The 21,172-nt window shown below is 60.4% G+C and carries 22 protein-coding genes; 9 read left to right on the forward strand and 13 right to left on the reverse strand.

The window, feature by feature from the left end; genetic code table 11:
• The first annotated feature begins 63 nt into the window (after positions 1–63).
• From ctrA to ACR0MM_RS02345, 4 genes are all read left to right on the forward strand, one after another.
• Positions 64–780 carry a response regulator transcription factor CtrA gene (ctrA, locus tag ACR0MM_RS02330; protein WP_480694185.1) on the forward strand — a complete coding sequence of 239 codons (717 nt, stop codon included), beginning with the start codon at positions 64–66 and terminating at the stop codon, positions 778–780.
• A gap of 122 nt (positions 781–902) precedes the next feature.
• The gene (ligA, locus tag ACR0MM_RS02335; protein WP_480694187.1) at positions 903–3,029 is read left to right on the forward strand and encodes an NAD-dependent DNA ligase LigA; all 2,127 of its coding nucleotides are present in this window, start codon (positions 903–905) and stop codon (positions 3,027–3,029) included.
• On the forward strand, positions 3,026–5,116 hold the full coding sequence (gene recG / locus ACR0MM_RS02340) for an ATP-dependent DNA helicase RecG (RefSeq protein ID WP_170371084.1): 2,091 nt from the start codon (positions 3,026–3,028) through the stop codon (positions 5,114–5,116). The genes ligA and recG overlap by 4 nt, the downstream gene beginning before the upstream one ends.
• 110 nt (positions 5,117–5,226) lie before the next feature.
• A complete protein-coding gene (locus ACR0MM_RS02345; protein WP_480694189.1) occupies positions 5,227–5,349 on the forward strand; it encodes a hypothetical protein in 123 nt (40 codons plus the stop codon).
• A gap of 187 nt (positions 5,350–5,536) precedes the next feature.
• Here the strand turns inward: ACR0MM_RS02345 and ACR0MM_RS02350 are convergent, their stop codons facing one another.
• Together ACR0MM_RS02350 and ACR0MM_RS02355 are read right to left on the reverse strand one after the other, a co-directional pair.
• Positions 5,537–6,175: a MarC family protein gene (locus tag ACR0MM_RS02350; RefSeq protein WP_480694191.1), complete on the reverse strand. Its 639-nt coding sequence runs from the start codon at positions 6,173–6,175 to the stop codon at positions 5,537–5,539.
• Positions 6,176–6,233: 58 nt separating this feature from the next.
• Entirely contained in the window at positions 6,234–6,686 is a 453-nt protein-coding gene (locus tag ACR0MM_RS02355) for an iron-sulfur cluster assembly scaffold protein (RefSeq protein ID WP_170418937.1), read from the reverse strand.
• 48 nt (positions 6,687–6,734) lie between these two features.
• Between ACR0MM_RS02355 and hisI the strand changes: the two genes are divergently transcribed.
• Positions 6,735–7,124 (forward strand): phosphoribosyl-AMP cyclohydrolase, encoded by a 390-nt coding sequence (gene hisI / locus ACR0MM_RS02360; protein WP_480694193.1) that lies wholly within the window; start codon positions 6,735–6,737, stop codon positions 7,122–7,124.
• 15 nt (positions 7,125–7,139) lie between these two features.
• Here hisI and gluQRS read toward each other — a convergent pair whose 3' ends face one another.
• The 4 genes from gluQRS to ACR0MM_RS02380 all read right to left on the reverse strand — a co-directional run bounded on the left by gluQRS (position 7,140) and on the right by ACR0MM_RS02380 (position 11,067).
• Entirely contained in the window at positions 7,140–8,018 is an 879-nt protein-coding gene (gene gluQRS, locus ACR0MM_RS02365) for a tRNA glutamyl-Q(34) synthetase GluQRS (protein ID WP_480694195.1), read from the reverse strand.
• The gene (locus ACR0MM_RS02370) at positions 8,015–8,629 is read right to left on the reverse strand and encodes a class I SAM-dependent DNA methyltransferase (RefSeq protein ID WP_170338662.1); all 615 of its coding nucleotides are present in this window, start codon (positions 8,627–8,629) and stop codon (positions 8,015–8,017) included. Before ACR0MM_RS02370 ends, gluQRS begins: the two co-directional genes overlap by 4 nt.
• A gap of 37 nt (positions 8,630–8,666) precedes the next feature.
• Positions 8,667–10,007 (reverse strand): methylenetetrahydrofolate--tRNA-(uracil(54)-C(5))-methyltransferase (FADH(2)-oxidizing) TrmFO, encoded by a 1,341-nt coding sequence (gene trmFO / locus ACR0MM_RS02375; RefSeq protein WP_170367087.1) that lies wholly within the window; start codon positions 10,005–10,007, stop codon positions 8,667–8,669.
• A 274-nt stretch (positions 10,008–10,281) separates the two neighbouring features.
• Positions 10,282–11,067 carry an enoyl-CoA hydratase gene (locus ACR0MM_RS02380; protein WP_170363488.1) on the reverse strand — a complete coding sequence of 262 codons (786 nt, stop codon included), beginning with the start codon at positions 11,065–11,067 and terminating at the stop codon, positions 10,282–10,284.
• A gap of 58 nt (positions 11,068–11,125) precedes the next feature.
• Between ACR0MM_RS02380 and ACR0MM_RS02385 the strand changes: the two genes are divergently transcribed.
• A complete protein-coding gene (locus tag ACR0MM_RS02385) occupies positions 11,126–11,569 on the forward strand; it encodes a PaaI family thioesterase (protein ID WP_480694197.1) in 444 nt (147 codons plus the stop codon).
• A 61-nt stretch (positions 11,570–11,630) separates the two neighbouring features.
• Here the strand turns inward: ACR0MM_RS02385 and ACR0MM_RS02390 are convergent, their stop codons facing one another.
• Complete coding sequence (locus ACR0MM_RS02390; RefSeq protein WP_093962029.1) at positions 11,631–11,858, reverse strand: DUF1127 domain-containing protein; 228 nt, start codon at positions 11,856–11,858, stop codon at positions 11,631–11,633.
• Positions 11,859–11,957: 99 nt separating this feature from the next.
• On the opposite strand from ACR0MM_RS02390, the gene ACR0MM_RS02395 reads away from it, so the two are divergent.
• The 3 genes from ACR0MM_RS02395 to rpsI all read left to right on the forward strand — a co-directional run bounded on the left by ACR0MM_RS02395 (position 11,958) and on the right by rpsI (position 14,476).
• Complete coding sequence (locus tag ACR0MM_RS02395; protein WP_480694199.1) at positions 11,958–13,361, forward strand: aminotransferase-like domain-containing protein; 1,404 nt, start codon at positions 11,958–11,960, stop codon at positions 13,359–13,361.
• A 164-nt stretch (positions 13,362–13,525) separates the two neighbouring features.
• Positions 13,526–13,984: a 50S ribosomal protein L13 gene (rplM, locus tag ACR0MM_RS02400; RefSeq protein WP_170339225.1), complete on the forward strand. Its 459-nt coding sequence runs from the start codon at positions 13,526–13,528 to the stop codon at positions 13,982–13,984.
• Positions 13,985–13,990: 6 nt separating this feature from the next.
• Positions 13,991–14,476, forward strand: coding sequence for a 30S ribosomal protein S9 (gene rpsI / locus ACR0MM_RS02405; protein WP_005983014.1), 486 nt, complete (start codon positions 13,991–13,993; stop codon positions 14,474–14,476).
• A 70-nt stretch (positions 14,477–14,546) separates the two neighbouring features.
• Here rpsI and ACR0MM_RS02410 read toward each other — a convergent pair whose 3' ends face one another.
• Genes ACR0MM_RS02410 through ACR0MM_RS02435 form a run of 6 tightly spaced genes read right to left on the reverse strand, consistent with a single transcriptional unit; the run spans position 14,547 to position 21,139 of the window.
• Positions 14,547–15,707 carry an ABC transporter substrate-binding protein gene (locus ACR0MM_RS02410; RefSeq protein ID WP_170371073.1) on the reverse strand — a complete coding sequence of 387 codons (1,161 nt, stop codon included), beginning with the start codon at positions 15,705–15,707 and terminating at the stop codon, positions 14,547–14,549.
• Between the two features lie 31 nt (positions 15,708–15,738).
• A complete protein-coding gene (locus tag ACR0MM_RS02415; protein WP_170338653.1) occupies positions 15,739–17,625 on the reverse strand; it encodes an AMP-dependent synthetase/ligase in 1,887 nt (628 codons plus the stop codon).
• Between the two features lie 5 nt (positions 17,626–17,630).
• Positions 17,631–18,404, reverse strand: coding sequence for an ABC transporter ATP-binding protein (locus tag ACR0MM_RS02420; protein WP_170357796.1), 774 nt, complete (start codon positions 18,402–18,404; stop codon positions 17,631–17,633).
• Positions 18,401–19,165 (reverse strand): ABC transporter ATP-binding protein, encoded by a 765-nt coding sequence (locus ACR0MM_RS02425; protein ID WP_480694201.1) that lies wholly within the window; start codon positions 19,163–19,165, stop codon positions 18,401–18,403. The genes ACR0MM_RS02420 and ACR0MM_RS02425 overlap by 4 nt, the downstream gene beginning before the upstream one ends.
• Positions 19,162–20,259 carry a branched-chain amino acid ABC transporter permease gene (locus tag ACR0MM_RS02430; protein ID WP_480694203.1) on the reverse strand — a complete coding sequence of 366 codons (1,098 nt, stop codon included), beginning with the start codon at positions 20,257–20,259 and terminating at the stop codon, positions 19,162–19,164. Before ACR0MM_RS02430 ends, ACR0MM_RS02425 begins: the two co-directional genes overlap by 4 nt.
• A gap of 4 nt (positions 20,260–20,263) precedes the next feature.
• A complete protein-coding gene (locus tag ACR0MM_RS02435; RefSeq protein ID WP_005983028.1) occupies positions 20,264–21,139 on the reverse strand; it encodes a branched-chain amino acid ABC transporter permease in 876 nt (291 codons plus the stop codon).
• Positions 21,140–21,172 lie beyond the last annotated feature (33 nt).

Genomic DNA, 21,172 nt, shown 5'->3' on the forward strand with positions numbered 1-21,172 from the left:
ATTAACCATTTGTGATCAGGGTTAACCCGAACTGGAATAGTTGAGCTGAATTGGAGCAGTGCAATGCGAATTCTTCTTGTCGAGGATGATCCGACCACGTCAAAAAGCATCGAGCTGATGCTGACGCATGCCAACCTGAACGTGTATGCGACGGACCTGGGCGAAGAAGGCATAGATCTGGCCAAGCTGTATGACTACGATCTGATCCTGCTTGACCTGAACCTGCCGGATATGAACGGACATGAAGTCCTGCGTCAGTTGCGTATTGCAAGGGTTGAAACGCCGATCCTGATCCTGTCCGGAGCCGACGACACCGAAAGCAAGATCAAGGGCTTCGGTTTCGGGGCCGACGACTACCTGACCAAACCGTTCCACCGCGAGGAGTTGGTGGCGCGGATCCATGCGATCATCCGCCGATCCAAAGGCCATTCGCAATCGATTATCCGAACCGGAAGAATCGCGGTCAATCTGGATGCCAAGACGGTCGAGGTCGACAATCAGGCGGTGCATCTGACCGGCAAGGAATACCAGATGCTGGAGCTTCTGAGCCTGCGCAAGGGCTCGACCCTGACCAAGGAGATGTTCCTCAACCACCTTTACGGCGGCATGGACGAGCCGGAACTCAAGATCATCGACGTTTTCATCTGCAAGCTGCGCAAAAAGCTCAGCAACGCCACGGGCGGCGAGAACTACATCGAAACGGTGTGGGGCCGAGGATATGTATTGCGCGATTTCCAGACGGACACGGTGGAAAACACCCGCTTGGCCGTCGGCGCCTGAAAACCTGACCCATCTGCCACCGCGGTCCAGGGTGGCATTCGCACTCACGGCTCGGCACATCTGGACCTGACCATGACCTCGCCCTATCACTGGGGTCCAAGACGATGTGACAGGGCGAGGCCATGAGCAATTCGATTGCAGTAGAAGATCTGACCGAGAACCAGGCTCGAGAGGAGTTGGCACGACTTGCGGAACTCCTGCAGCGGGCCAACGACCTGTATCACGGTCAGGACGCGCCCGAGATCTCGGATGCCGAATACGATGCCCTGAAACTACGGAATCTCGAAATCGAGTCGCGGTTTCCGCAGCTAAAGCGCACCGACAGCCCCAGCGATCAGGTTGGTGCGCGGCCGGTGGACGGTTTCGGCAAAGTGACCCATGCGGTGCGCATGATGTCGCTTGGCAACGCATTCGACGATGAGAATGTAGCAGACTTCGTTCGGTCCGTTCGAAACTATCTTGGGCTGAGCGAGGAGGCGCCCCTCGAATTCACGGCCGAACCAAAGATCGACGGTTTGTCGCTGTCCTTGCGTTATGTGGACGGCGAACTGGTGCAGGCGGCAACACGGGGCGATGGGGAAGTTGGCGAAAACGTCACGCCCAATGCGTTGACCGTTTCAGATATCCCTCAAAAGATCGCCGACGCGCCCGGGATCCTGGAGGTTCGCGGCGAAGTCTATATGTCTCATGACGATTTCGAGAAGCTGAATGCCAAGCAGGCAGAGGCGGGGGCGAAGTTGTTTGCGAATCCGAGAAATGCGGCCGCGGGTTCGCTACGCCAGCTTGACCCAGAAGTTACGCGCGCAAGGCCCCTGCGGTTCTTCGCCTATGCCTGGGGCGAACTGTCCGAGCCGTTGGGAACCACCCAGTCGTCTGCGTTGGAACGATTGAAGTCCTTTGGCTTTTCCACCAACGACCTGACTGCCGTTTGCAGCTCGACCGCGCAAATGCTGGAGCACTACCGCGCAATCGAAGAGCAGCGCTCTACGCTTGGCTATGACATCGACGGCGTCGTCTACAAAGTGAACGATTTGTCGTTGCAGGCCCGTCTTGGGTTTCGCTCGACCACACCAAGATGGGCGATCGCTCATAAATTTCCTGCCGAACTCGCCTGGACCCGGCTTGAGGCGATTGACATTCAAGTTGGCCGCACCGGCGCGCTTAGCCCGGTTGCGCGGCTGCACCCGGTGACGGTTGGCGGTGTGGTCGTGTCCAATGCAACCTTGCACAACGAAGACTACATCGCCGGTCGGGATTCGAAAGGCGAGCAGATCCGCGGAGGCAAGGATATTCGGGTCGGTGATTGGGTGCAGGTGTACCGCGCAGGCGATGTGATCCCAAAAATAGCCGACGTCGACCTGAGCAAACGGCCGGAACAAGCTGTCCCGTTTGAGTTTCCGGCGAAATGTCCGGAATGCGGCAGTGACGCGATCCGCGAGGAAGGCGACTCGGTGCGGCGCTGTACCGGAGGGGTGATCTGCCCGGCGCAAGCGGTCGAGAAACTGAAGCACTTCGTTTCCCGCAAGGCGTTTGACATCGATGGGTTGGGGGCCAAGCAGATCGAAATGTTCTACAACGACCCGGACCTGCCGATCCGTACGCCGGCAGACATTTTCACATTGCAAAAGCGGGACGCTGCAAATCTGAACAAGCTGGCCAACCGAAAAGGCTGGGGCAGTCAGAGCGCCGCAAAACTCTTTGCCGCGATCGAGGAAAAGCGGACAATTCCGCTGGGCCGCCTTCTGTTTGCGCTGGGTATTCGACACCTTGGTGAAGCCGCCTCGAACCTGATCGCCAATCACTACGGCACGTGGGACGCGTTCGAGCAGGCTGTCACGGCTGCCAGCCAATTCAGCGGACCCGAATGGGATGAACTGCTGAATATCGACGGCGTCGGTGAAGTCATGGCCCGGACCCTGGTTTCGACATTTGCTCAGGACGCAGAGCGCCAAAGCATCGATGCGCTGGTCGCCCAACTGAACGTACAAGAGGCCAAACGGCCGGATACATCGGGCAGCCCAGTCGCGGGAAAAACGGTTGTCTTTACGGGTACGCTCGAAAAAATGACCCGGGCCGAAGCAAAGGCCCGCGCGGAAGCCTTGGGGGCCAAAGTGGCTGGCTCAGTCAGCGCAAAAACGGACTATCTGGTGGCCGGCCCCGGCGCAGGTTCCAAGGCCAAGAAGGCGGCAGAGCTGGGGATCGAAACCTTGGATGAAGACAGCTGGCTGCAGTTGATCGGGGACGCATGAGCGGCCGTCCAGAGCAACTGTTCCCGCTTTTTGCAGGGCTCGAGAGGCTGGATGGTATCGGTCCCAAGACCGCACGCCTGCTGGCGCAGACCGGGCTGGAAACGCCACGCGATCTGCTGTTTGCATTGCCATATGCAGTGGTTGACCGGCGGCGGCGTGATACGATCCGGGGCGTCGATCTGCCCAAAACACTCACGGTGGAAGTCACCGTCGGCGCCCACCGCCCGCCGCACAACAGGGGCGGAGCCTATCGGATTTTCGTGCAGGACAGTCAGACCGATTTCCAGCTGGTCTTCTTTCACGCCCGGGCCGACTACCTGAAAAAGGTCCTGCCTGAGGGGGCGAGACGGGTGGTGTCCGGCAAGCTCGAACTGTTTGACGGTACAGCGCAAATGGTTCACCCGGACCACATTCTGCCGGTCGAACAGGCGAACAGCATCCCCGAGTTTGAACCGGTCTATCACCTTACCCAAGGTGTCACCCAAAAGACGGCCTACAAGGCGGCGCAAAGCGCGCTGGCACGCCTGCCAGATTTGGCGGAATGGGCGGATCCTGCACAGGTTGCCCGCCAGAGCTGGCCGACCTGGGCCGATGCAGTCCGGGCGGCTCACACACCGCAAGGTGCCGATGACGTGGCAGCGTTTGCTCCCGCGCGCGAACGTCTGGCCTATGACGAACTGTTCGCCCATCAACTGACTCTGGCTCTGGCCCGACTGCGAGAACGCAAAACTCGTGGAACCGTAAGTGTCGCGACCGGGGCGTTGCAGACCCGTGTACTGGATGCGCTTCCGTACAAACCCACTGGGGCGCAGTTGCGTGCCATACGCGAGATAACCGAGGACATGGGTGCTCCGACCCGAATGAACCGCCTGCTGCAGGGGGACGTCGGATCCGGCAAGACACTGGTTGCGTTCATGGCGCTTCTGGTTGCGGTAGAGGCCGGTGCTCAGGGTGTCATGATGGCTCCGACCGAGATCCTCGCGCGCCAGCATCTGGAGGGCCTTCGCCCCCTGGCCGAGGACGCCGGCGTGGTTCTCGAAATCCTGACGGGACGGGACAAGGGGTCCGAGCGCAAGGCGAAGCTGGCCGCGCTCAAGGCGGGTGACATCCAAATTCTGGTAGGCACTCACGCGGTTTTCCAGAACGATGTGGCATTCCATGACTTGCGTCTGGCGATTGTCGACGAACAGCACAGGTTCGGTGTCCGCCAGCGGATGGAGCTCTCTGAGAAGGGACAGGGGGCCGATGTTCTGGTCATGACAGCCACACCGATCCCACGCAGCCTTGCGCTTGCACAATATGGGGATATGGACGTCTCGGTCCTGGATGAGAAACCGCCGGGACGCAAACCGGTCAAAACTGCGATTGTCAGCACTTCGCGCATGGAGGAGGTGGTCGATCATCTGCGCCGCGCGATCGAAGACGGAAAGCAGTGTTATTGGGTCTGTCCGCTGGTCGACGAATCCGAGGTCTCCGACCTCACCGCGGCCGAGGAACGGTTCAAACACTTGCGGGCCCAGCTGGGTGACGGAATCGTCGGCCTTGTGCACGGACAGATGCCCCCGGCCGAGAAAGATGCGGCAATGGCCGCCTTTCAGGACGGGCGGACCAAGGTTTTGGTTGCAACGACGGTCATTGAGGTGGGGGTCAACGTCCCCAACGCCACGATAATGGTCATTGAGCGGGCGGAAATCTTCGGGCTGGCCCAGTTGCACCAGTTACGCGGCCGGGTCGGACGCGGGCATGACGCGTCAACCTGCCTATTGATGTATCAAGCACCGCTCAGCGAAGGGGGTCGAAGGCGGCTGGAAGTTTTGCGGGAAACCGAAGATGGATTCAGAATTGCCGAAACGGACCTCGAGATGCGTGGGGCAGGTGACCTGATCGGGACCGCGCAATCCGGTCTTCCCCGGTTCCAGATTGCCGATTTGGAACGGCAGGCTGGACTTATGGCTGTTGCCCAATCTGACGCGCGTGCGCTGCTGGCTTCGGATCCGAAATTAACCTCCGAACGAGGTCAGGCCGCCCGTGTTCTTCTTTGGTTGATGAAACAGGATCAGGCCATCCGTTTGATTTCAGTGGGTTAGCGGGTTGCGCGCAAAAAGTTCACAAATGTTCTCATAAAGTTCTTTACTGATCTCCGGAAATATGAGAACAAAAGGTCAACAAAGGATTAATTCCCGACCGGAGGTGAAACATGCTGACCCAGATCAAAAGCGCTTTCAGCCGTTCGCAAGCCACGCTTTTGCAGGATGCAGCCGGCGCAGCTTCGCTGGTAGTCATGCTGATGGTGGCGCTTCACTTGCCCGTCGGGTTCTAAGCCTTTCTGCCTGCGATCTCGTGCCGATCAACCCGCGTATGTCATCCCCATTTCAGTCAAGGGTGACCTGCCTGTCCCAAACCCCTTGAAGGGGCCGTGCCTCGGCCCCACGCGGTAATCCGGACCCCACGCGAGAAACGCATTGACTGCCGCCGCCCTTTCCGCCCGGAAGGAGCGGCGGTTTTTTTTACAGTTGACCGGTTTTGAAGATCTCAAGCAGGGCTGACAGGACCGAGTTGACGGCCACCGAGGCCAGAATCATTCCCATGACCCGGCTGATGATTGCCGCCCCCGAATGACCGATCAGCCGGATGATCGGCTCGGCCAGCAGCATCAACACAAATGCGCAAGCCAGTACGGACAGCATGACCAGCGCAGTAATGCCCTGGTCTGCCACGCTGTAGCGGTGGTTGTCGGTCAAAATGACGATGGCCAGCATCGCACCGGGTGAGGCCAGTGACGGGACCGCCAAGGGGAAGATCGCCGGGTTGTGCCTGTGCAACTTGTCTTCCATGTCTTCTTCGGCCTGGCGCTGTTCGATTTCCTGTTTACTTTCGCCAAAAATCATCGTCAGCGCGAACAGGAACAGGATGATCCCGCCGGCGACCTGAAACGAGTTGAGGCCGATATCCAGCGCCTCGATCAGCAATTGCCCAAAGACCAGAAAGAACAGAAGGATCCCGGCGCTGATCAGTGCGGCCAGCAGGGCAGTGCGCCGGCGCGCGGCGACTTCGATACCCGCAGTGACGGCAATGAAAACCGGGATGGTTCCGATCGGGTCGATGACGACCCACAAGGTTACAAAATGTTCCAGAAGGTTGTTCAATTGGCTTCTCCGTCAAATTGGTCAGGAGGTTAGCCGCCTTCGATTCAAAAGACCATGTTCAGGCGCAGTTGGCTTGTTCGGCCTTCTCGAAAGCCTCGGCGGTTGCGTCGAGCGCAAGCATGATCGACGCGTGCCGGTTCTTGTAATCGCGGGCGGGCCGCAGAACTTCCAACTCGTCAAACGGCGCATCCGGGGCGGGGCCGTCACTCTTGAGCATGGCCGCCAACTGGTCGCGCGCGGTTTCGATTTGGGGGCGGGTTGCCCCGATGACCGATGCACCGACCACTGCCGCTGCGGCCTGACCCAGTGCGCAGGCTTTCACGTCCTGACCAAACTCGGTAATCCGGCCGTCCCGCACTTTGATGTCCACGGCAACCGTCGAGCCGCACAAGGGCGACCGTTTCTTGACGGTCGCATCCGGATCGTCCAACCGCTGAAGGTGCGGGATGTCGGCCGCCAGCGCCAGAATGCGCCCGGAGTAGAGCTTGATCAGGTCGGTTTCGCCGGACATGGGTTTCCCTCGGTGGCTGTTCCCCATACATAGTGGCCATGTTCTGGGATGCAAAAGGTTTTTGCGATGTCGCGCTCTGCTACGTTCGACCCGTCGACACTCAAATTCAATGAGGCCGGGTTGGTCCCGGCCATCGCGCAAGAGGAGAGCACCGGCGAGGTTCTCATGATGGCCTGGATGAACGCCGAGGCGATCCGAAAGACGCTGGAAACCCGGCGCGTCACCTATTGGTCGCGCTCGCGCCAGTCCTTCTGGGTCAAGGGAGAAAGCTCGGGCCACGTACAAGAGTTGGTGGATTTTCGCGTCGATTGCGATCGGGATTGCCTGTTAGTTCTGGTGCGACAAAGCGGCCCCGCTTGCCACACAAACCGCCGAAGCTGCTTCTACACAGCCGTCCGGGACGGGGAAGAGGTCGAATTGATGTCGCCGATGGTCTGAGGGCGCCTAGCGGGCCTAAAGACCGACCATTGCGCGGACATCTTCGGGCGTCGCTCCTTCGGCCCGGTATTTCGCAATCGCCCTGGCGTCGTCTCGTTTGGCCAGCCGTTTGCCGGTGTCGTCCCGGATAAGTCGGTGGTGGTGATAGGTGGGCGTCCACAGCCCCAACAAGCGCTGCAGCACCACGTGAATCCCGGTTGCGTCAAACAGATCCTGACCGCGAACCACATGTGAGATGTTCTGGGCGGCATCATCCAGTACGACTGACAGGTGATAGGACGTGCCCATACCCCGTCGGGCGAGGACGACATCGCCGACACCGTGCAGCATCTGTTCGTCCGACAATTCTATCCAGCCAGTCGCGCCATCCGGAGCGGACCCGGTCTCGTGAAACCTCAACCCGGTGGCGTCCCTCGCGATCCGGCGCAGCGCTTCGGACATATTGAGGCGCAGGGCCACATCCTCCGGGATCGCGGACTGCACCTGATATGTCCATTTTTCACGGCATGTTCCCGGATATATGACGCCGTCAGGTCCGTGCAGCGGATACCCTTCCTGCGGCGCATTGGCGGCGGCCGCGATATCCTTGCGATTGCAGGTGCACGGATATAGCAGCCCTTGGGACCACAGCCGGTTCAAGGCCTGCCGGTAGAGCGGCATGCGATCGGATTGCCGCAACACAGGGCGAGGCCACGTCAAACCCAACCACGTCAGATCGTCATAGATCTGATCCTCCCAACGCCGACGCGCCCGGGACTGATCGATATCCTCGATCCGCAGCAGGAACGTGCCGGAGTTTCGGGCAGCGAGGCCATACGCCAGCAATGCAGAATACGCATGACCAAGATGCAATGGCCCGGTTGGAGATGGGGCAAATCTTGTGGTGAATTTCACGTTTTTTCAACGATATATACGTCAGATTTCAAGTCTAGCCCTGGCAGGTGCGGTCCGTGTTCGCGAAACAGAAGGCGCGCCGCTCCCATGTCCAGCCATTCGTTCAGGCGCCCGGTATAGCCGGGGTCGTCCAATGTATGGTCGTTGAACGAGAACGCCAGCAGGCCACTCTTTGGCAAGACTTTCATCAGCATGTCGAATGTCTGGGGCGGCGCGGCGCCGGCGCCGATCACTCCGATCGCGGCGATTGCCTTGTATGCCCCCGTCTCCAACGGGTTGGGATCGGTGATGTCGATGGCAGCAAGGTTGCGGTAGACGCCCTTGGCAGCAGCACCTTTCAGCATCTCTGGTGTCGGATCGACGCCGTCGATTGCCCGGTATCCGACCTTGTGCAAGGCGACACCGGACAACCCGGTCCCGCAGCCATAGTCAAGGATAGGTGTGTCCGGTTGCGGCAACTTGGACCACAACGCCTCGGCCACGCGGCCCGGCGTGGCATACCCGTGCTCGGCCACCTCATCTTCGTAAGAGGCCGCCCATTTCTGGTAATGCGCCTGGGTTTCCTGCGGCGTGTTCAGATCATATGTGTTTTTGAGGAACTTCTCGCTCATGCCGTCAGTTTAGGCGCGTGGCCCGGTCCGCGTCCAGTCAGCTTTGCGTCAGCCACTGCTGCCATGCCTCCTTGGCGCGATCGGTATAGGCTTTGTAGCGATCCTTGCGGCCGCGCCGTCCGCCTTTCAATCCGTCGACCGGTCGGAACAAACCAAAATTCACGTTCATAGGCTGAAAGGTCTTGGCCTCTGCGCCGCCGGTGATGTGGTGGATCAGCGCGCCCATGGCGCTGTCCTGTGGAACCGGGGGCAGGGAGTCGCCAAGGATCTCTGCCGCCGCGAGACGACCTGCCAGCAGGCCCATCGCGGCGCTCTCGACATATCCTTCAACCCCGGTGATTTGCCCGGCAAATCGGATGTTTGGCTTGGATTTCAGGCGCATCTGCGCATCCAGCAAGGTGGGCGAATTGATGAAGGTGTTGCGATGGATGCCGCCCAGACGGGCAAAACTGGCATTCTCGAGCCCCGGGATCATCCGGAACACCTCGGTCTGGGCGCCGTATTTCATCTTGGTCTGGAACCCAACGATGTTGAACAGCGTGCCCAAAGCGTTGTCGCGGCGCAGTTGAACCACGGCATGGGGCTTTACGTCCGGCTGATGCGGATTGGTTAGGCCCACCGGTTTCATGGGCCCGTGGCGGAGGGTCTCGCGGCCCCGTTCGGCCATGACCTCGATCGGCAGGCAGCCATCAAAATAGCCGGCGGTTTCACCTTCGTGGAACTCGGTCTTGTCAGCGGCCAGCAGCGCGTCGATGAAGGCCTCGTACTGGTCACGGTCCATCGGGCAGTTCAGATAGGCAGTACGCTCTTCCTCGGTCTCACCCTTGTCATAGCGCGACTGCATCCACGCCTTGCTCATATCGATCGTGTCAGCGTAGACGATCGGGGCAATCGCGTCGAAAAAGGCCAGCGCTTCGGCTCCGGTCTCGCGCTGGATCGCTGCGCCCAACGCTGGCGAGGTCAGCGGACCGGTGGCAAATATCCAATGCCCATCGTCCGGAAGCGTAGTGACCTCCTCACCGGTGACGGTGACGCGTGGGTGCGCCTTCAGCTTGGCGGTCACCGTTTCGGCAAAGGGTTCACGGTCTACGGCAAGAGCACCGCCCGCAGGAAGTCGGTGGGCGTCTGCCGTGGTCATGATCAACCCATTGGCCGCGCGCATTTCCCAGTGCAGCAAACCAACGGCGTTCTGCTCGTCATCATCAGACCGGAACGAGTTGGAGCAGACCATCTCGCCAAGGTTGCCGGTTTGATGCGCAAAAGTGCCCACTTTGGGGCGCATTTCGTGAATCACGACGTCCACGCCCATTTCGGCAGCCTGCCATGCGGCCTCGGATCCGGCCATTCCGCCGCCAACGATATGCAATTTCTGTGTCATGTGCGTCCAAATAGGGCAGGTGGCCCGCGCGTGCAACGGCCAACGAAAACTGCCGCCGACAAGGCAGCAACGCTATGATTTTATTGGGAAGTCTTGGGGTCGCCGCTGCGGGAATGTCTGCGCCGGTGAGAGAAACCAGCTTGGAGGGACCTTCCGCCCACGGCGACCCAAAAGATAGTGAGGGCCTCAGCCCTGTCTCAGCTTTGCCACACAGATGCCCTTTTGAAAAGTGCAAAAATGCGAACAGTCGATAATTTTAGCCATAACAATTGCGTCATTGGGTCCAATTTGGTGAGCGTTTTTCGATAAATGCGGAAATACCTTCCTCGGTATCCCGGTGCAGCATATTTTCAGCCATTACGCCGCCGGTATAGGCATATGCCTGATCCAAAGGCATCTGAAGCTGCTGATAAAACGCCTGTTTCCCGATCTTTACCGCCGCGCCCAGTTTGGAGGCCAACTGCTCGGCCAACGACAGGGTTTCATGTTCCAGCAGCGTTTCCGGAACGACACGATTGACCAGGCCCAGCTCGGCGGCCCGCTCCGCTGGTATGAAATCACCGGTGGTCAGCATCTCAAACGCCAGTTTGCGCGGAATGTTGCGGCTCAGCGCCACCATCGGCGTCGAGCAGAAGAGACCAATATTCACGCCATTGACGCCGAATCGCGTTCCTTCGGCTGCCACGGCCAGATCGCAGGTCGCCACCAGTTGGCAGCCGGCGGCCGTTGCAATGCCATGGACCTGCGCGATCACCGGTTGGGGCAGGGATTGGATCGACATCATCATTCGGGCGCAGCGATTGAACAGATCGGTGAAGTAGGCCTTGCCGCCATCTTCGGCCTGCCGGCCTGCGGTCATCTGCTTGAGGTCGTGACCGGCACAAAACGCCTTGCCTGCCCCAGACAGTATCACGGCGCGGATCGTACGATCATCGCGCAGGGTATCCAGTTCAGATTGCAGCGCCTCCAGCATTTCGTCGCTCAGCGCATTCAGCCGCTCGGGCGTATTCATTTTCAGATGAGCGATCGCGCCCGTGTCGTTACGTTCCAAAATTGCCATCTTGCCCTCCTGCCGGCTGTGGGGCCAACTCTAGGTCGGCAAATCGAGGAGGGGAAGCATGTCATTGGCAATGAACAAGAAAGAGCTGACGGAATATCTGGCGCAGGTCTTCCCGCAGGTGCACAAGGATTTCGTCGTCATGGATCTGACCGACGACTCGATCCGCATGCGCCTCGTTGTCGAAGATCGGCATCTGCGTCCGGGCGGAACCGTGTCCGGGCCTTCGATGTTCGCCCTGGCCGATGTCTGCGTCTATTCGATGGTTCTGGCGCGAAAGGGCCAGCAATCGCTGGCGGTGACCACCAGCAGTTCCATGGATTTTCTGCGCAAACCTGCCGGTGGGGCCGACATGATTGCCGAGTGCAGGTTGCTGAAACTGGGGCGTACGCTGGCTGTTGGTGACGTCCTGATGTACTCGGAAGGGCAGGAGGCGCCGGTGGCGCGCGCCAGCATGACCTACTCGCTGCCACCTGCCGGGTCCGCCGCAGCTGCGTTCGGATAAAAAAATGCCGGGGACAAGCCCCGGCGCAGGAAGAGGTCCCGTAATTGGGACTGGGGATATTCTAGCCAAGCCAGAATTGGCGGCGTGCTTCGCGGTCAGCCTCAAAGCGCGTCAGTCCGACATCCTTCAGCAGACGGTCGTCCAGCCTGCTCAGGTTGACGCGACTGCGGCGCCGGCGTTCCCATTGGGTGACAGTCGCCGCAAAACGCACGGCCAGCGCAGCGATCAGAGGCAGCCGGGGGCTGTCGTTCAGCAGCAAGAGGGCGGGGGTGTGCATTGCGCGTGTCATGGTAAGTATCCTTTCAAATTGTATTGACACAAAGCATAAATGTTCGGTACATTGTTGTGATACATTCAGGATTGTACTGAACGCAAAGGAAGAATTGTAATGGATACAATTTGGCCGACAGACCTGCCAAAATCCAAGGGACCAAAGTACACACTGGTCGCCGATACAATTCGAAAAGCCATCGAAAACAAGCAGCTGGAAGTCGGGATGAAACTTCCTCCGGTGCGGGAACTGGCGTATAGACTGCAAATCACACCGGGAACGGTCGCCCGGGCTTATTCCATTCTGACCGAGGAGGGGTTGCTGCAAGCCGAGGTCGGGCGTGGTACATTCGTGGCACCACCGAAAATGCCATTGCTGGACGATGTCTGGTCACGGCAGCTTCATCTTCGGGACGACAAGTATGACGCCAATGTCAGCCTGTTCAGCCCGCGACTGCCAGATGTCGGACAGGTATCCCTGATACGGTCATGCCTTGCCAAGGTGGCCCAGGGGGATCCGAAGATGTTCATGAACTATCCCACCCGCGACGCTTACCTACCTGTGCGCGAGGCGGTCGTAGATTGGCTCTCCGACTTGCCGCTGGGTGCTTTGAACGCCGATGACATCGTTCTTACGCATGGCGGGCAAAGCGGACTGTGCGTTGTGTTCCAGACCGTTCTGCGCGATCCGAAACCCGTTGTTCTGGTCGAGGACCTCTCTTATGCGGGATTCCGTCGCGCCGGTGAGTTGATGCGCGCCGAAGTTGTCGGTGTGAAAATGGACAAATGGGGTATCAGCCCGGACGCACTGGACTACATCCTTCGTCAAACTCGGGCCCAGGCGATCTGCGTGTCGCCCGAAGTTCAGAATCCGACCGGCGGGCATTCGCCTCTTGAGCGCCGCAACGAGGTGATCGAGATCGCCCGCCGCCACGATCTGCAAATCATCGAAGACGATTGCTATCGTATGGGCGAGGCGCGCGCACCCAGCTACAGGGCTCTTGCACCTGAACGGGGCTGGCACGTATCGTCGATTTCCAAGACCCTCACCCCTGCGTTGCGCGTGGGGTTCGCTATCGCTCCGCGCGAACGCAGCGGAGACCTGCGCCGATCGGCGGAATACGGGTATTTCGGGTTGGCGCAGCCATTGGCCGAATTGACCCGCTTGCTCCTCAGTCACCCTCAGTCCCGGCAAATGGCGCGGGATGTTCGCGCGAAGATGGGTGAATATGTACGGGTTGCCGTCAATGCACTGGGTGGCTTCAATCTGAACTGGGACCCCGACATTCCCTTTGTCTGGCTGAGCCTGCCGTCCGGCTGGCGTGCTGCAGCTTTCAGCAGGGCTGCCGAGCGTGAGGGCATTCAACTCCGATCGGCAGATGAATTCGCGCTGAGGGATGGAAGGGCGCCAAATGCCGTGCGCATTGCGATGAACGGGCATGTCTCGCTTAAGCAGTTCGAATCCGCCATGTTGCGTCTGCGCGCCTTGCTGGACAATCCGCCCGAACAAATCAGTGTTTGATTTGGGGTAAATAGATACCTATTTTTTAAGCTGCTGTTTTTTAAACTTAAATTGGACGTTACCGTTCTTGACGTGCACTTTCGAGCCATCTAAATACCCATTCATCGAATTCGGGCCGCTCCGCCTTTGGGGCGGTCTTTCACATCAAACAGGATTGTCCTGACATGAAAACCTTCTCTGCAACTCCTGCAGACATCGACAAGAAGTGGATCCTGATCGACGCCGAGGGCGTTGTTCTGGGCCGTCTTGCCTCGATCGTCGCCATGCGCCTGCGTGGCAAGCACAAGCCGTCGTTCACCCCGAACATGGACATGGGCGACAACGTCATCGTCATCAACGCCGACAAGATCCAGATGACCGGCAAGAAGCGCGACGAGCACTTCTACTGGCACACTGGCCACCCGGGCGGCATCAAATCGCGCACCAAACAGCAGATCCTGGAAGGCGCGCATCCCGAGCGTGTGGTCTTTCAGGCCGTCAAGCGCATGCTGCCGGGCAACCGTCTGTCGCGTCAGCAGATGACCAACCTGCGCATCTATGCCGGTGCCGAGCACCCGCACGAAGCTCAGGCCCCCGAAGTTCTGGATGTCAAATCCATGAACAAGAAAAACACCCGGAGCTAATGACCGATGGCTGATCAGATCAATACTCTCGAAGAGCTGAGCGCCGTCGCAGGCGTTGAAACCGTGGCCGAAGAAGTTGTTGTGCGCGAGCCCGTGCGTGACGAACTGGGTCGCTCCTATGCAACCGGCAAGCGTAAAGACGCTGTTGCCCGCGTTTGGATCAAGCCGGGTTCCGGCAAGGTCACCGTGAACGGCAAGGACCAGGACGTGTATTTCGCACGCCCCGTTCTGCAGCTGATCCTGCGCCAGCCGTTCCAGGTTGCCGGTGTCGAAGGTGAATTCGACGTTGTGGCAACCGTCAAGGGCGGTGGCCTGACCGGTCAGGCCGGTGCGGTCAAGCACGGCATCTCGAAAGCGCTGCAGCTGTACGATCCCAGCCTGCGCGGTGCCCTGAAAGCCGCGGGCTTCCTGACCCGCGACAGCCGCGTTGTGGAACGCAAGAAATACGGCAAGCGCAAAGCCCGCCGTTCGTTCCAGTTCTCGAAGCGATAATCGCTACCGAGTTTTTCAAATGCAAAGGGCTCGCAACCGCGAGCCCTTTTTTCGTTGATTTTCTCCGGCCTTACTCTTCGTAGACCATTTTCCACGCGCCGTTTTCCACCACGTTGACGTAGACCGTATCGGCGCCCTGATGGTCATCGGGGCCAAATGTCATGTGGTTGCCGACCAGTTCATCCTGATAGTCCAGCGTCTCCATTGCCGCGATAAAGCTTTCCTGGGTCAGGTCGGGGCCTGCCGCCTCCAGCGCCTTGACCATCATTTCGGCCGCGGCATAGCCCAGCATCGAAAAGCCCACCGGGTCTTCGCCGGTGGCGGCCTTGTATTCCTCGATGAAGGCCTTGGGGGCAGGTTCATCCGCGCGGGCCCACAAGTCCTGCCACGAGGCGGCGGCGTAGAAGCCGTCGGTCACTCCACCCGGCACCTGTGCCACCACGGTCAGGAAGCTGGCCGAGGTGCCCAGGAATTTCATGTCGGTCAGGCCCATCTTCTTGGCGGTGCCGACCACGGTGATGGCCTGCCGCACGCCCAAGGCGATTGTGACGATGTCGCAGCCTTCTTCCTTCAGCTTGCTGAGCGAGCCCACGAAATCGGTTTCGTCAGGTTTATGAGTGGTTTCCGCGGCAAAGGTAATGCCGGCTTCCTTGGCGCCCTCCTGGCTGCCTTCCAGGATTTCCTTGCCGAAATCAGTCGGCAGATACATCGTGCAGACCTTGTCGCCACCGAATTCCTGCGCCAGATATTTCACGCCCACGCGCGCCTGGTCGTAATAGCTGGAAAACGAGGTGAACTTGTTCTTCATCGGCTCCTGCAGCATCTGCCGCGCGGCCGACAGGGGGGCGACGTTGGGGATGCCTTTGGGATCCAGCAGTTTGAACCCGGCCAGGTTCATCGGCGTGCCCAGCGATTGCAGCATGGCAAACACCTTGTCGCGGTTCAGCAGCTTGTTGTAGCCCTGCATCGCGCGCGGCATCTGGTATCCGTTGTCCTCGACCACATAGCGGATCTTGCGGCCATGCACGCCGCCATTTGCATTGACCCGGTCGAACACCACGTTCGCGCCCTTGGTGGCCGGAACCCCGACAGCGGCGAAAATGCCGCTGAGGTCGTTGACCGAGCCGATGACGATTTCATCGTCGGTCACGCCTTGCGTTTCGGCCCAGCCCATCGAGGCCAGGGCGGACAGGGCGGTTGCTGCCGCCAGCCGTCTGATTGCTTTGGTCATGTGTCTTCCTCCCTTAGGATTGATCCCTGTTCTATTTGTACATGTCTTCAATGAGATGCGCGTGTTTCTTTTCCACCAGGCTGCGTTTCAGTTTCATCGTCGCGGTCAGTTCGTCATCTTCGGCGGTCAGCAGCACGTCGATCAGGCGGAAATCCTTGATCTGCTCGACCCGCGCGAATTCCTTGTTCACCGCCGCCACTTCGGCACCGATCAGTTCGCGCACCTCGGCTGCAGCGCAGAGCGAGGCGAAGTTCGAAAACGGCACCTTGCGGTCCTGCGCGAACTTCTCGACGTTTTCCTGATCGATCATCACCAGCGCCGTCAGGTACTTGCGGCGGTCGCCGATGATCACTGCGTCCGAGATGTAATGCGAGAACTTCAGCCGGCTTTCGATCTCGGCCGGGGTGATGTTCTTTCCGCCGGCGGTTATGATGATGTCTTTGAGGCGGCCGGTGATGGTGACATAGCCGTCCGCGTCCACGTGCCCCATATCGCCGGTGCGCAGCCAGCCATCGGCGGTGAAGGTCTCGGCGGTTTTGGCATTGTTGCGCCAATAGCCCTGGAACACGTTCAGGCCGCGGATCTGGATTTCGCCCTCGTCCGAGATACGCAGGTCGATCCCCGGTGCGGGCTTGCCGATGGTACCGATGTGGTTGGCCTCGGGCGTGTTCAGCGTGGCGATGCCCGAGGTCTCGGTCATGCCGAAGCCCTCGACCAGCGGCACGCCGATGGCCCAGTACCATTTCAGCAGCTCGGGCGAGATCGGGGCCGCACCGGACCCGCCGCGCCGCAGCCGGTCCATGCCTAGCATCCGGCGCAGGTTGCGCAGCACCAGCCGGTCCCACAGCCAGAAATTCGCGGCCACCGCCGGCGGCACCGGTTTGCCCTGCAGGATGTACTCGGCCCGTTTCATCCCGGCCTTCAGCGCCATGCCAAAGGCGGCGCGCCCAGCCGGGGTGGCCTCTTGCGCCATGATCAGCACCTGCGAATAGATCTTCTCCCACACGCGCGGGACGGCGGTAAAGGTCGAGGGCGACACTTCCTGCAGGTTGGCAAAGACCGTCTCGGGGCTTTCGGCGAAGTTTACCGTACATTTCGAGGCCAGCGGGAAATAGATCGACACGTCGCGCTCAAGGATATGACACAGCGGCAAAAAGCAAAGCTGCTCGTCCGTTTCCAGCGCGGGCAGGCAGCGTGCGCCGCATTCGATCGCGGCCATGATGTTTTCGTTGCTCAGCATCGCACCCTTGGGCATGCCGGTGGTGCCCGAGGTATAGATCAGCAGCGCCGTGTCCTGCGGCGTGGCCAGTGCGATTTCGGCTTCGAACCGGCCCGGTTCTTCGCGCTCGGCCGCGCGGCCGAGGGCATAGAGATCCTCGATCATCATGCAGCGGGGGTGGGCCAAGTCGTGCAGGCCTTCGTCTTCGAGTATGATGACCTTCAACAGGCCGGGCACCTCGTCTTCTATGTCCAGAAATTTGTCCAGCTGCTCTTCGTCTTCGACGATCAGAAAGCGGCTATCGCTGTCATTGATCAGGTACTTCAACTGGCTGGCCGAGTCGGTGGTGTAGACGCCCGAGGCGATGCCGCCGACGCATTGGATGCCCAGATCGAACCAGGCCCATTCCTTGCGGTCCTCGGACAGGATCGAGACGACCTCGCCGCGTTGCAGTCCCAGCTTGCGCAGCGCCAGCCCGATCCATTTGGCGTGCTGCCAGTAGACGGCCCAGGAATAGGATTTCCAGATGCCCAGATCCTTTTCCCGATGCGCGGTGCGGTCGCCCAGGGCGGCACAGCGTTTCTGGAACAGCTCGGGGATGGTGACGCAGCCATCGACCCGCACGGGGCGCTGGCCGGGGGTGGCGTTGAACTGGACGCCGTTGATGGTGGTCTGCGGGGGCAGGGTGGTCATGTTCATCCGGCTCACCTCCACGTCTTCTTGCGTTTCCAGCGGCGGTTTTCCCGCGCGCCTTCCTCCTGCACGCCCAGATAGAAGTTCTGGATGTCCTCGGACCGCATCAACACGTCGGCGGGGCCGTCCATCACGATGCGCCCGACCTCCATGACATAGCCATGATCGGCCAGTTCCAGCGCGGCGTTGGCGTTCTGCTCGACCAGCATCATGGTCATGTTCTGCTCGTCATTTAGGCGTCTGAGGATGCCGAAGATCTCTTGGACCAGCAGCGGCGACAGGCCCAGCGAGGGTTCGTCCAGCAGCATGATGCGCGGGTTGGCCATCAGGCCGCGGCCGATGGCCAGCATCTGCTGCTGCCCACCAGACAGTGTGCCGGCCTCTTGGTTGCGACGTTCCTTCAGGACCGGGAAGTAGGAAAACACCAACTCGCGATCGCGCTCGATCTGGGCCTTGTCATGCAGGGTGTAGGCCCCGAGGCTGAGGTTTTCGTTCACGGTCAGCAGCGGGAACACCTCGCGCCCCTCGGGCACATGCACGATGCCCTTCTGGACGATCTTGTGCGGCTCCAGCCCTTGGATTTCCTCGCCGTCGAAGGTGATCGTTCCCTTTTCCGGGTCCATCACACCCGAGACGGTCTTCATCAATGTCGTCTTGCCCGCCCCGTTGGCGCCCAGGATCGAGACGATCTGGCCCGGGCGCACGTCCAGCGACACGCCGCGGATCGCCATGATCGGGCCATAGAAGCTTTCGATGTTGCGGATGCTCAGGATCGGTGCGCTCATGAGGCTTTCCCCAGATAGGCTTCGACGACGGCGGGGTGCGATTGCACCTGCGCCGGTGTCCCAAGGGCCAGTTTCGCCCCATCGGCCATGGCCAGCACCCGGTCGGACACGCCCGAGACCAGCCCCATGTCATGTTCGACCATCAACACCGTGATCCCCATTTGCCGCCGGATGTCGTAGATCCACCAGCGCATGTCGGTTGTTTCTTCGACCGACAGCCCGGAGGCCGGTTCATCCAGCAGCAGCAGCTTGGGGTCGGTGGCCAGCGCGCGCGCGACCTCGACCACCTTGCGCACGCCGTAGGGAAGCCCGGCGATCATCTTGTCGCGATAGGCCTGCAGATCGAGGAAATCGATGATCTCTTCGACCTTCTCGCGGTTCTCCAGCTCTTGCCGGCGGGCCGAGGGGGTAAAGAACACCTCGGACAGCAGGTTGGTCCGCCGGTGGCGGTGCCGCCCGACCAGCAGGTTCTGCAACACGGTTGCATGTTCGAACAGCTCGATGTTCTGGAAGGTGCGCGCGACGCCATAGGCGGCCACGCCCGAGGGCTTGACCTGCAGCAGATCGTGCCCGTCGAACCGGATCTGGCCCGCGTATGGGTCGTAGAAACGCGAGATCAGGTTGAACACCGTGGATTTGCCGGCCCCGTTCGGGCCTACGATGGCAAAGACCTCGCCTTCTTCGACCGAAAAGGACAGATCGTTCACCGCTGTCAGGCCACCGAATTTCAGGGTGACGTTCTCGAATTCCAGCAGGCTCATCTCAGGCGCTCCGTCTTGAGATAGGATTTTTGCCGCTTGAACATGTCCTTGCGGTAGAAGGGGAACAGCTCGAACCAGGCGCGGATTTTCAGCCAGCGGCCATAGATGCCCATGGGCTCGAATAGGATGAACCCGATCAGGATCATGCCGAAGATGCCGAATTCCAGCCCCGGAATGGCGACGGTTCCGCCACCGAAAAGGGCGCCTGCGTATTCCTTGGCGATCGACAGGAACTGCGGCAGAAACCCGATGACGATGGCGCCCAGAAACGCGCCGTGGATCGAGCCCAGCCCGCCGATCACGATCATCATCAGCAACTGGATCGAGATCACCACGCTGAAGGTTTCGTTGTTGAAGGCCCCGGCATAAAGGCCCATCAGCGCCCCCGCCCATCCGGTCACGGCGCAGGAAAGGGCAAAGGACACGGTCTTGGTGCGCGCGATGTCGATGCCCATCGCCTGCGCGGACACTTCCGAGTCGCGCACCGCGATGAAGCTGCGCCCCAGCGGCGTACGCAGAAGGTTGATATAGCCCAGCGTGACCAGAACCGTGACGGCCAGAACCAGCCAGTAGAACTGCTCGGGCGTGCCCCAGCGATCGACCAGATGGCCGAATATCTCGACCCCGCCCATGTATTTGCCCGCCACGCCGCCGGTGATCGGTTCGGCCAGAACGATGAGGTCGTCCATCAGGATCGACAGGGCCAGGGTGAAGATCGCCAGATAGATTCCGTGTAGCCGCAGGGCAGGGATGGCAACCGTGACCCCGGCGATACCGGTCAGGATGCCGGCCAACGGAAAGGCCACCAGAAACGGCACGCCTGACTCGATCAGGATCACGTTGGCATAGCAGCCAAAGGCCAGAAACGCCGCGTGGCCTAGGCTGGCCTGGCCGGTATGCCCGGTCAGGATCATCAGACCCAGCCCGGCGATGGCCCAGATCAGAACGTTCGTCAGCTCTCCCAGATAGAACGCGTCCAGCCACCACGGCGCGGCAAAGACCACCGCCAGCAGGATCAGGTAGAGCGACAGTTGGTATCCGTCCTTCCACGGGCGGATGTCCTGCATGTAGTCGGTTTTGAAAACGATCCTCATGCGCTCAGACCTTCTTGACCCGGACCTGGCTGAACAGGCCGTGCGGACGGAAGATCAGCACCGCCAGCAACAGCGCATAGGGCGCGATCTGGCTGTAGCCCGCAGCGATGTAGCGGCTGGCGAAGGGTTCGATCACGCCGACGATCAGACCGCCCGCCAAGGCTCCGGGCAGGCTGCCAAACCCGCCGATGACCGCGGCCGCAAACGCCTTGATTCCCAGCAGCCCGGTGGTCGGATCGACCGAACCCTTGGCGGCGAACAGGATGCCCGCGATCCCGGCCACGACGCCGGCCAGACCCCAGATGAAACCCTGAACACGCTTGACCGGCACCCCCATGTAATAGGCCGCCAACTGGTTCTGCGAGGCGCCCTGCATTGCCAGCCCCAGCTTGGTCTTGCTGAAAAACACATACAGCCCCCAGGTCAGCAACACGGTCACGACGATGACCGCCACGTCCTCCATCCCCAGAACTAGGCCGCCAAAGCGGACCTCCTTGCCGGCAAGCGGGTTTTCCAGCGTCTGCGGCTCGTGGCCCCAGATCAGCCCGGCGACAAAGCGGATCACGAAGCCCAGGGCGATGGTCAGGATGACCACGGCGGTCTGGCTTTCCCCGAACAGGCGGCGGATGATCAGCCGGTCCAGCAGATACCCCAGCGCGCCCATGATCCCCAGCGAGATGGGCAGGGCCAGCCAGAAGGGCAGGCCCATGTATTCGGTGTTGGTCAGCCCGATGGTGACGAAGGCGCCCAGCATCATGAAATCGCCCTGGGCGAAGTTCACGGCCTCGGTCGCCTTGTAGATCAACACGAAGCCAAGCGCGATCAGGCCGTAGACACAGCCGTTCGCCAGCCCGCTGATCAGCAGCTGTGCGTTGTCCAAATTCTCCTCCCCATGCCGGTTTGCCCGGCGTCC

It is taken from the genome of Ruegeria sp. BC6, assembly GCF_056539185.1.

Bases quoted from the DNA above. Each gene is read 5' to 3' on its own strand.
- ctrA (WP_480694185.1), top strand. From the start codon at position 64: ATGCGAATTCTTCTTGTCGAGGATGATCCGACCACGTCAAAAAGCATC.
- ligA (WP_480694187.1), top strand. From the start codon at position 903: ATGAGCAATTCGATTGCAGTAGAAGATCTGACCGAGAACCAGGCTCGA.
- recG (WP_170371084.1), top strand. From the start codon at position 3,026: ATGAGCGGCCGTCCAGAGCAACTGTTCCCGCTTTTTGCAGGGCTCGAG.
- ACR0MM_RS02345 (WP_480694189.1), top strand. From the start codon at position 5,227: ATGCTGACCCAGATCAAAAGCGCTTTCAGCCGTTCGCAAGCCACGCTT.
- ACR0MM_RS02355 (WP_170418937.1), bottom strand. From the start codon at position 6,686: ATGTCCGGCGAAACCGACCTGATCAAGCTCTACTCCGGGCGCATTCTG.
- hisI (WP_480694193.1), top strand. From the start codon at position 6,735: ATGCAAAAGGTTTTTGCGATGTCGCGCTCTGCTACGTTCGACCCGTCG.
- ACR0MM_RS02370 (WP_170338662.1), bottom strand. From the start codon at position 8,629: ATGAGCGAGAAGTTCCTCAAAAACACATATGATCTGAACACGCCGCAG.
- trmFO (WP_170367087.1), bottom strand. From the start codon at position 10,007: ATGACACAGAAATTGCATATCGTTGGCGGCGGAATGGCCGGATCCGAG.
- ACR0MM_RS02380 (WP_170363488.1), bottom strand. From the start codon at position 11,067: ATGGCAATTTTGGAACGTAACGACACGGGCGCGATCGCTCATCTGAAA.
- ACR0MM_RS02385 (WP_480694197.1), top strand. From the start codon at position 11,126: ATGTCATTGGCAATGAACAAGAAAGAGCTGACGGAATATCTGGCGCAG.
- ACR0MM_RS02390 (WP_093962029.1), bottom strand. From the start codon at position 11,858: ATGACACGCGCAATGCACACCCCCGCCCTCTTGCTGCTGAACGACAGC.
- ACR0MM_RS02395 (WP_480694199.1), top strand. From the start codon at position 11,958: ATGGATACAATTTGGCCGACAGACCTGCCAAAATCCAAGGGACCAAAG.
- rplM (WP_170339225.1), top strand. From the start codon at position 13,526: ATGAAAACCTTCTCTGCAACTCCTGCAGACATCGACAAGAAGTGGATC.
- rpsI (WP_005983014.1), top strand. From the start codon at position 13,991: ATGGCTGATCAGATCAATACTCTCGAAGAGCTGAGCGCCGTCGCAGGC.
- ACR0MM_RS02410 (WP_170371073.1), bottom strand. From the start codon at position 15,707: ATGACCAAAGCAATCAGACGGCTGGCGGCAGCAACCGCCCTGTCCGCC.
- ACR0MM_RS02415 (WP_170338653.1), bottom strand. From the start codon at position 17,625: ATGAACATGACCACCCTGCCCCCGCAGACCACCATCAACGGCGTCCAG.
- ACR0MM_RS02420 (WP_170357796.1), bottom strand. From the start codon at position 18,404: ATGAGCGCACCGATCCTGAGCATCCGCAACATCGAAAGCTTCTATGGC.
- ACR0MM_RS02425 (WP_480694201.1), bottom strand. From the start codon at position 19,165: ATGAGCCTGCTGGAATTCGAGAACGTCACCCTGAAATTCGGTGGCCTG.
- ACR0MM_RS02430 (WP_480694203.1), bottom strand. From the start codon at position 20,259: ATGAGGATCGTTTTCAAAACCGACTACATGCAGGACATCCGCCCGTGG.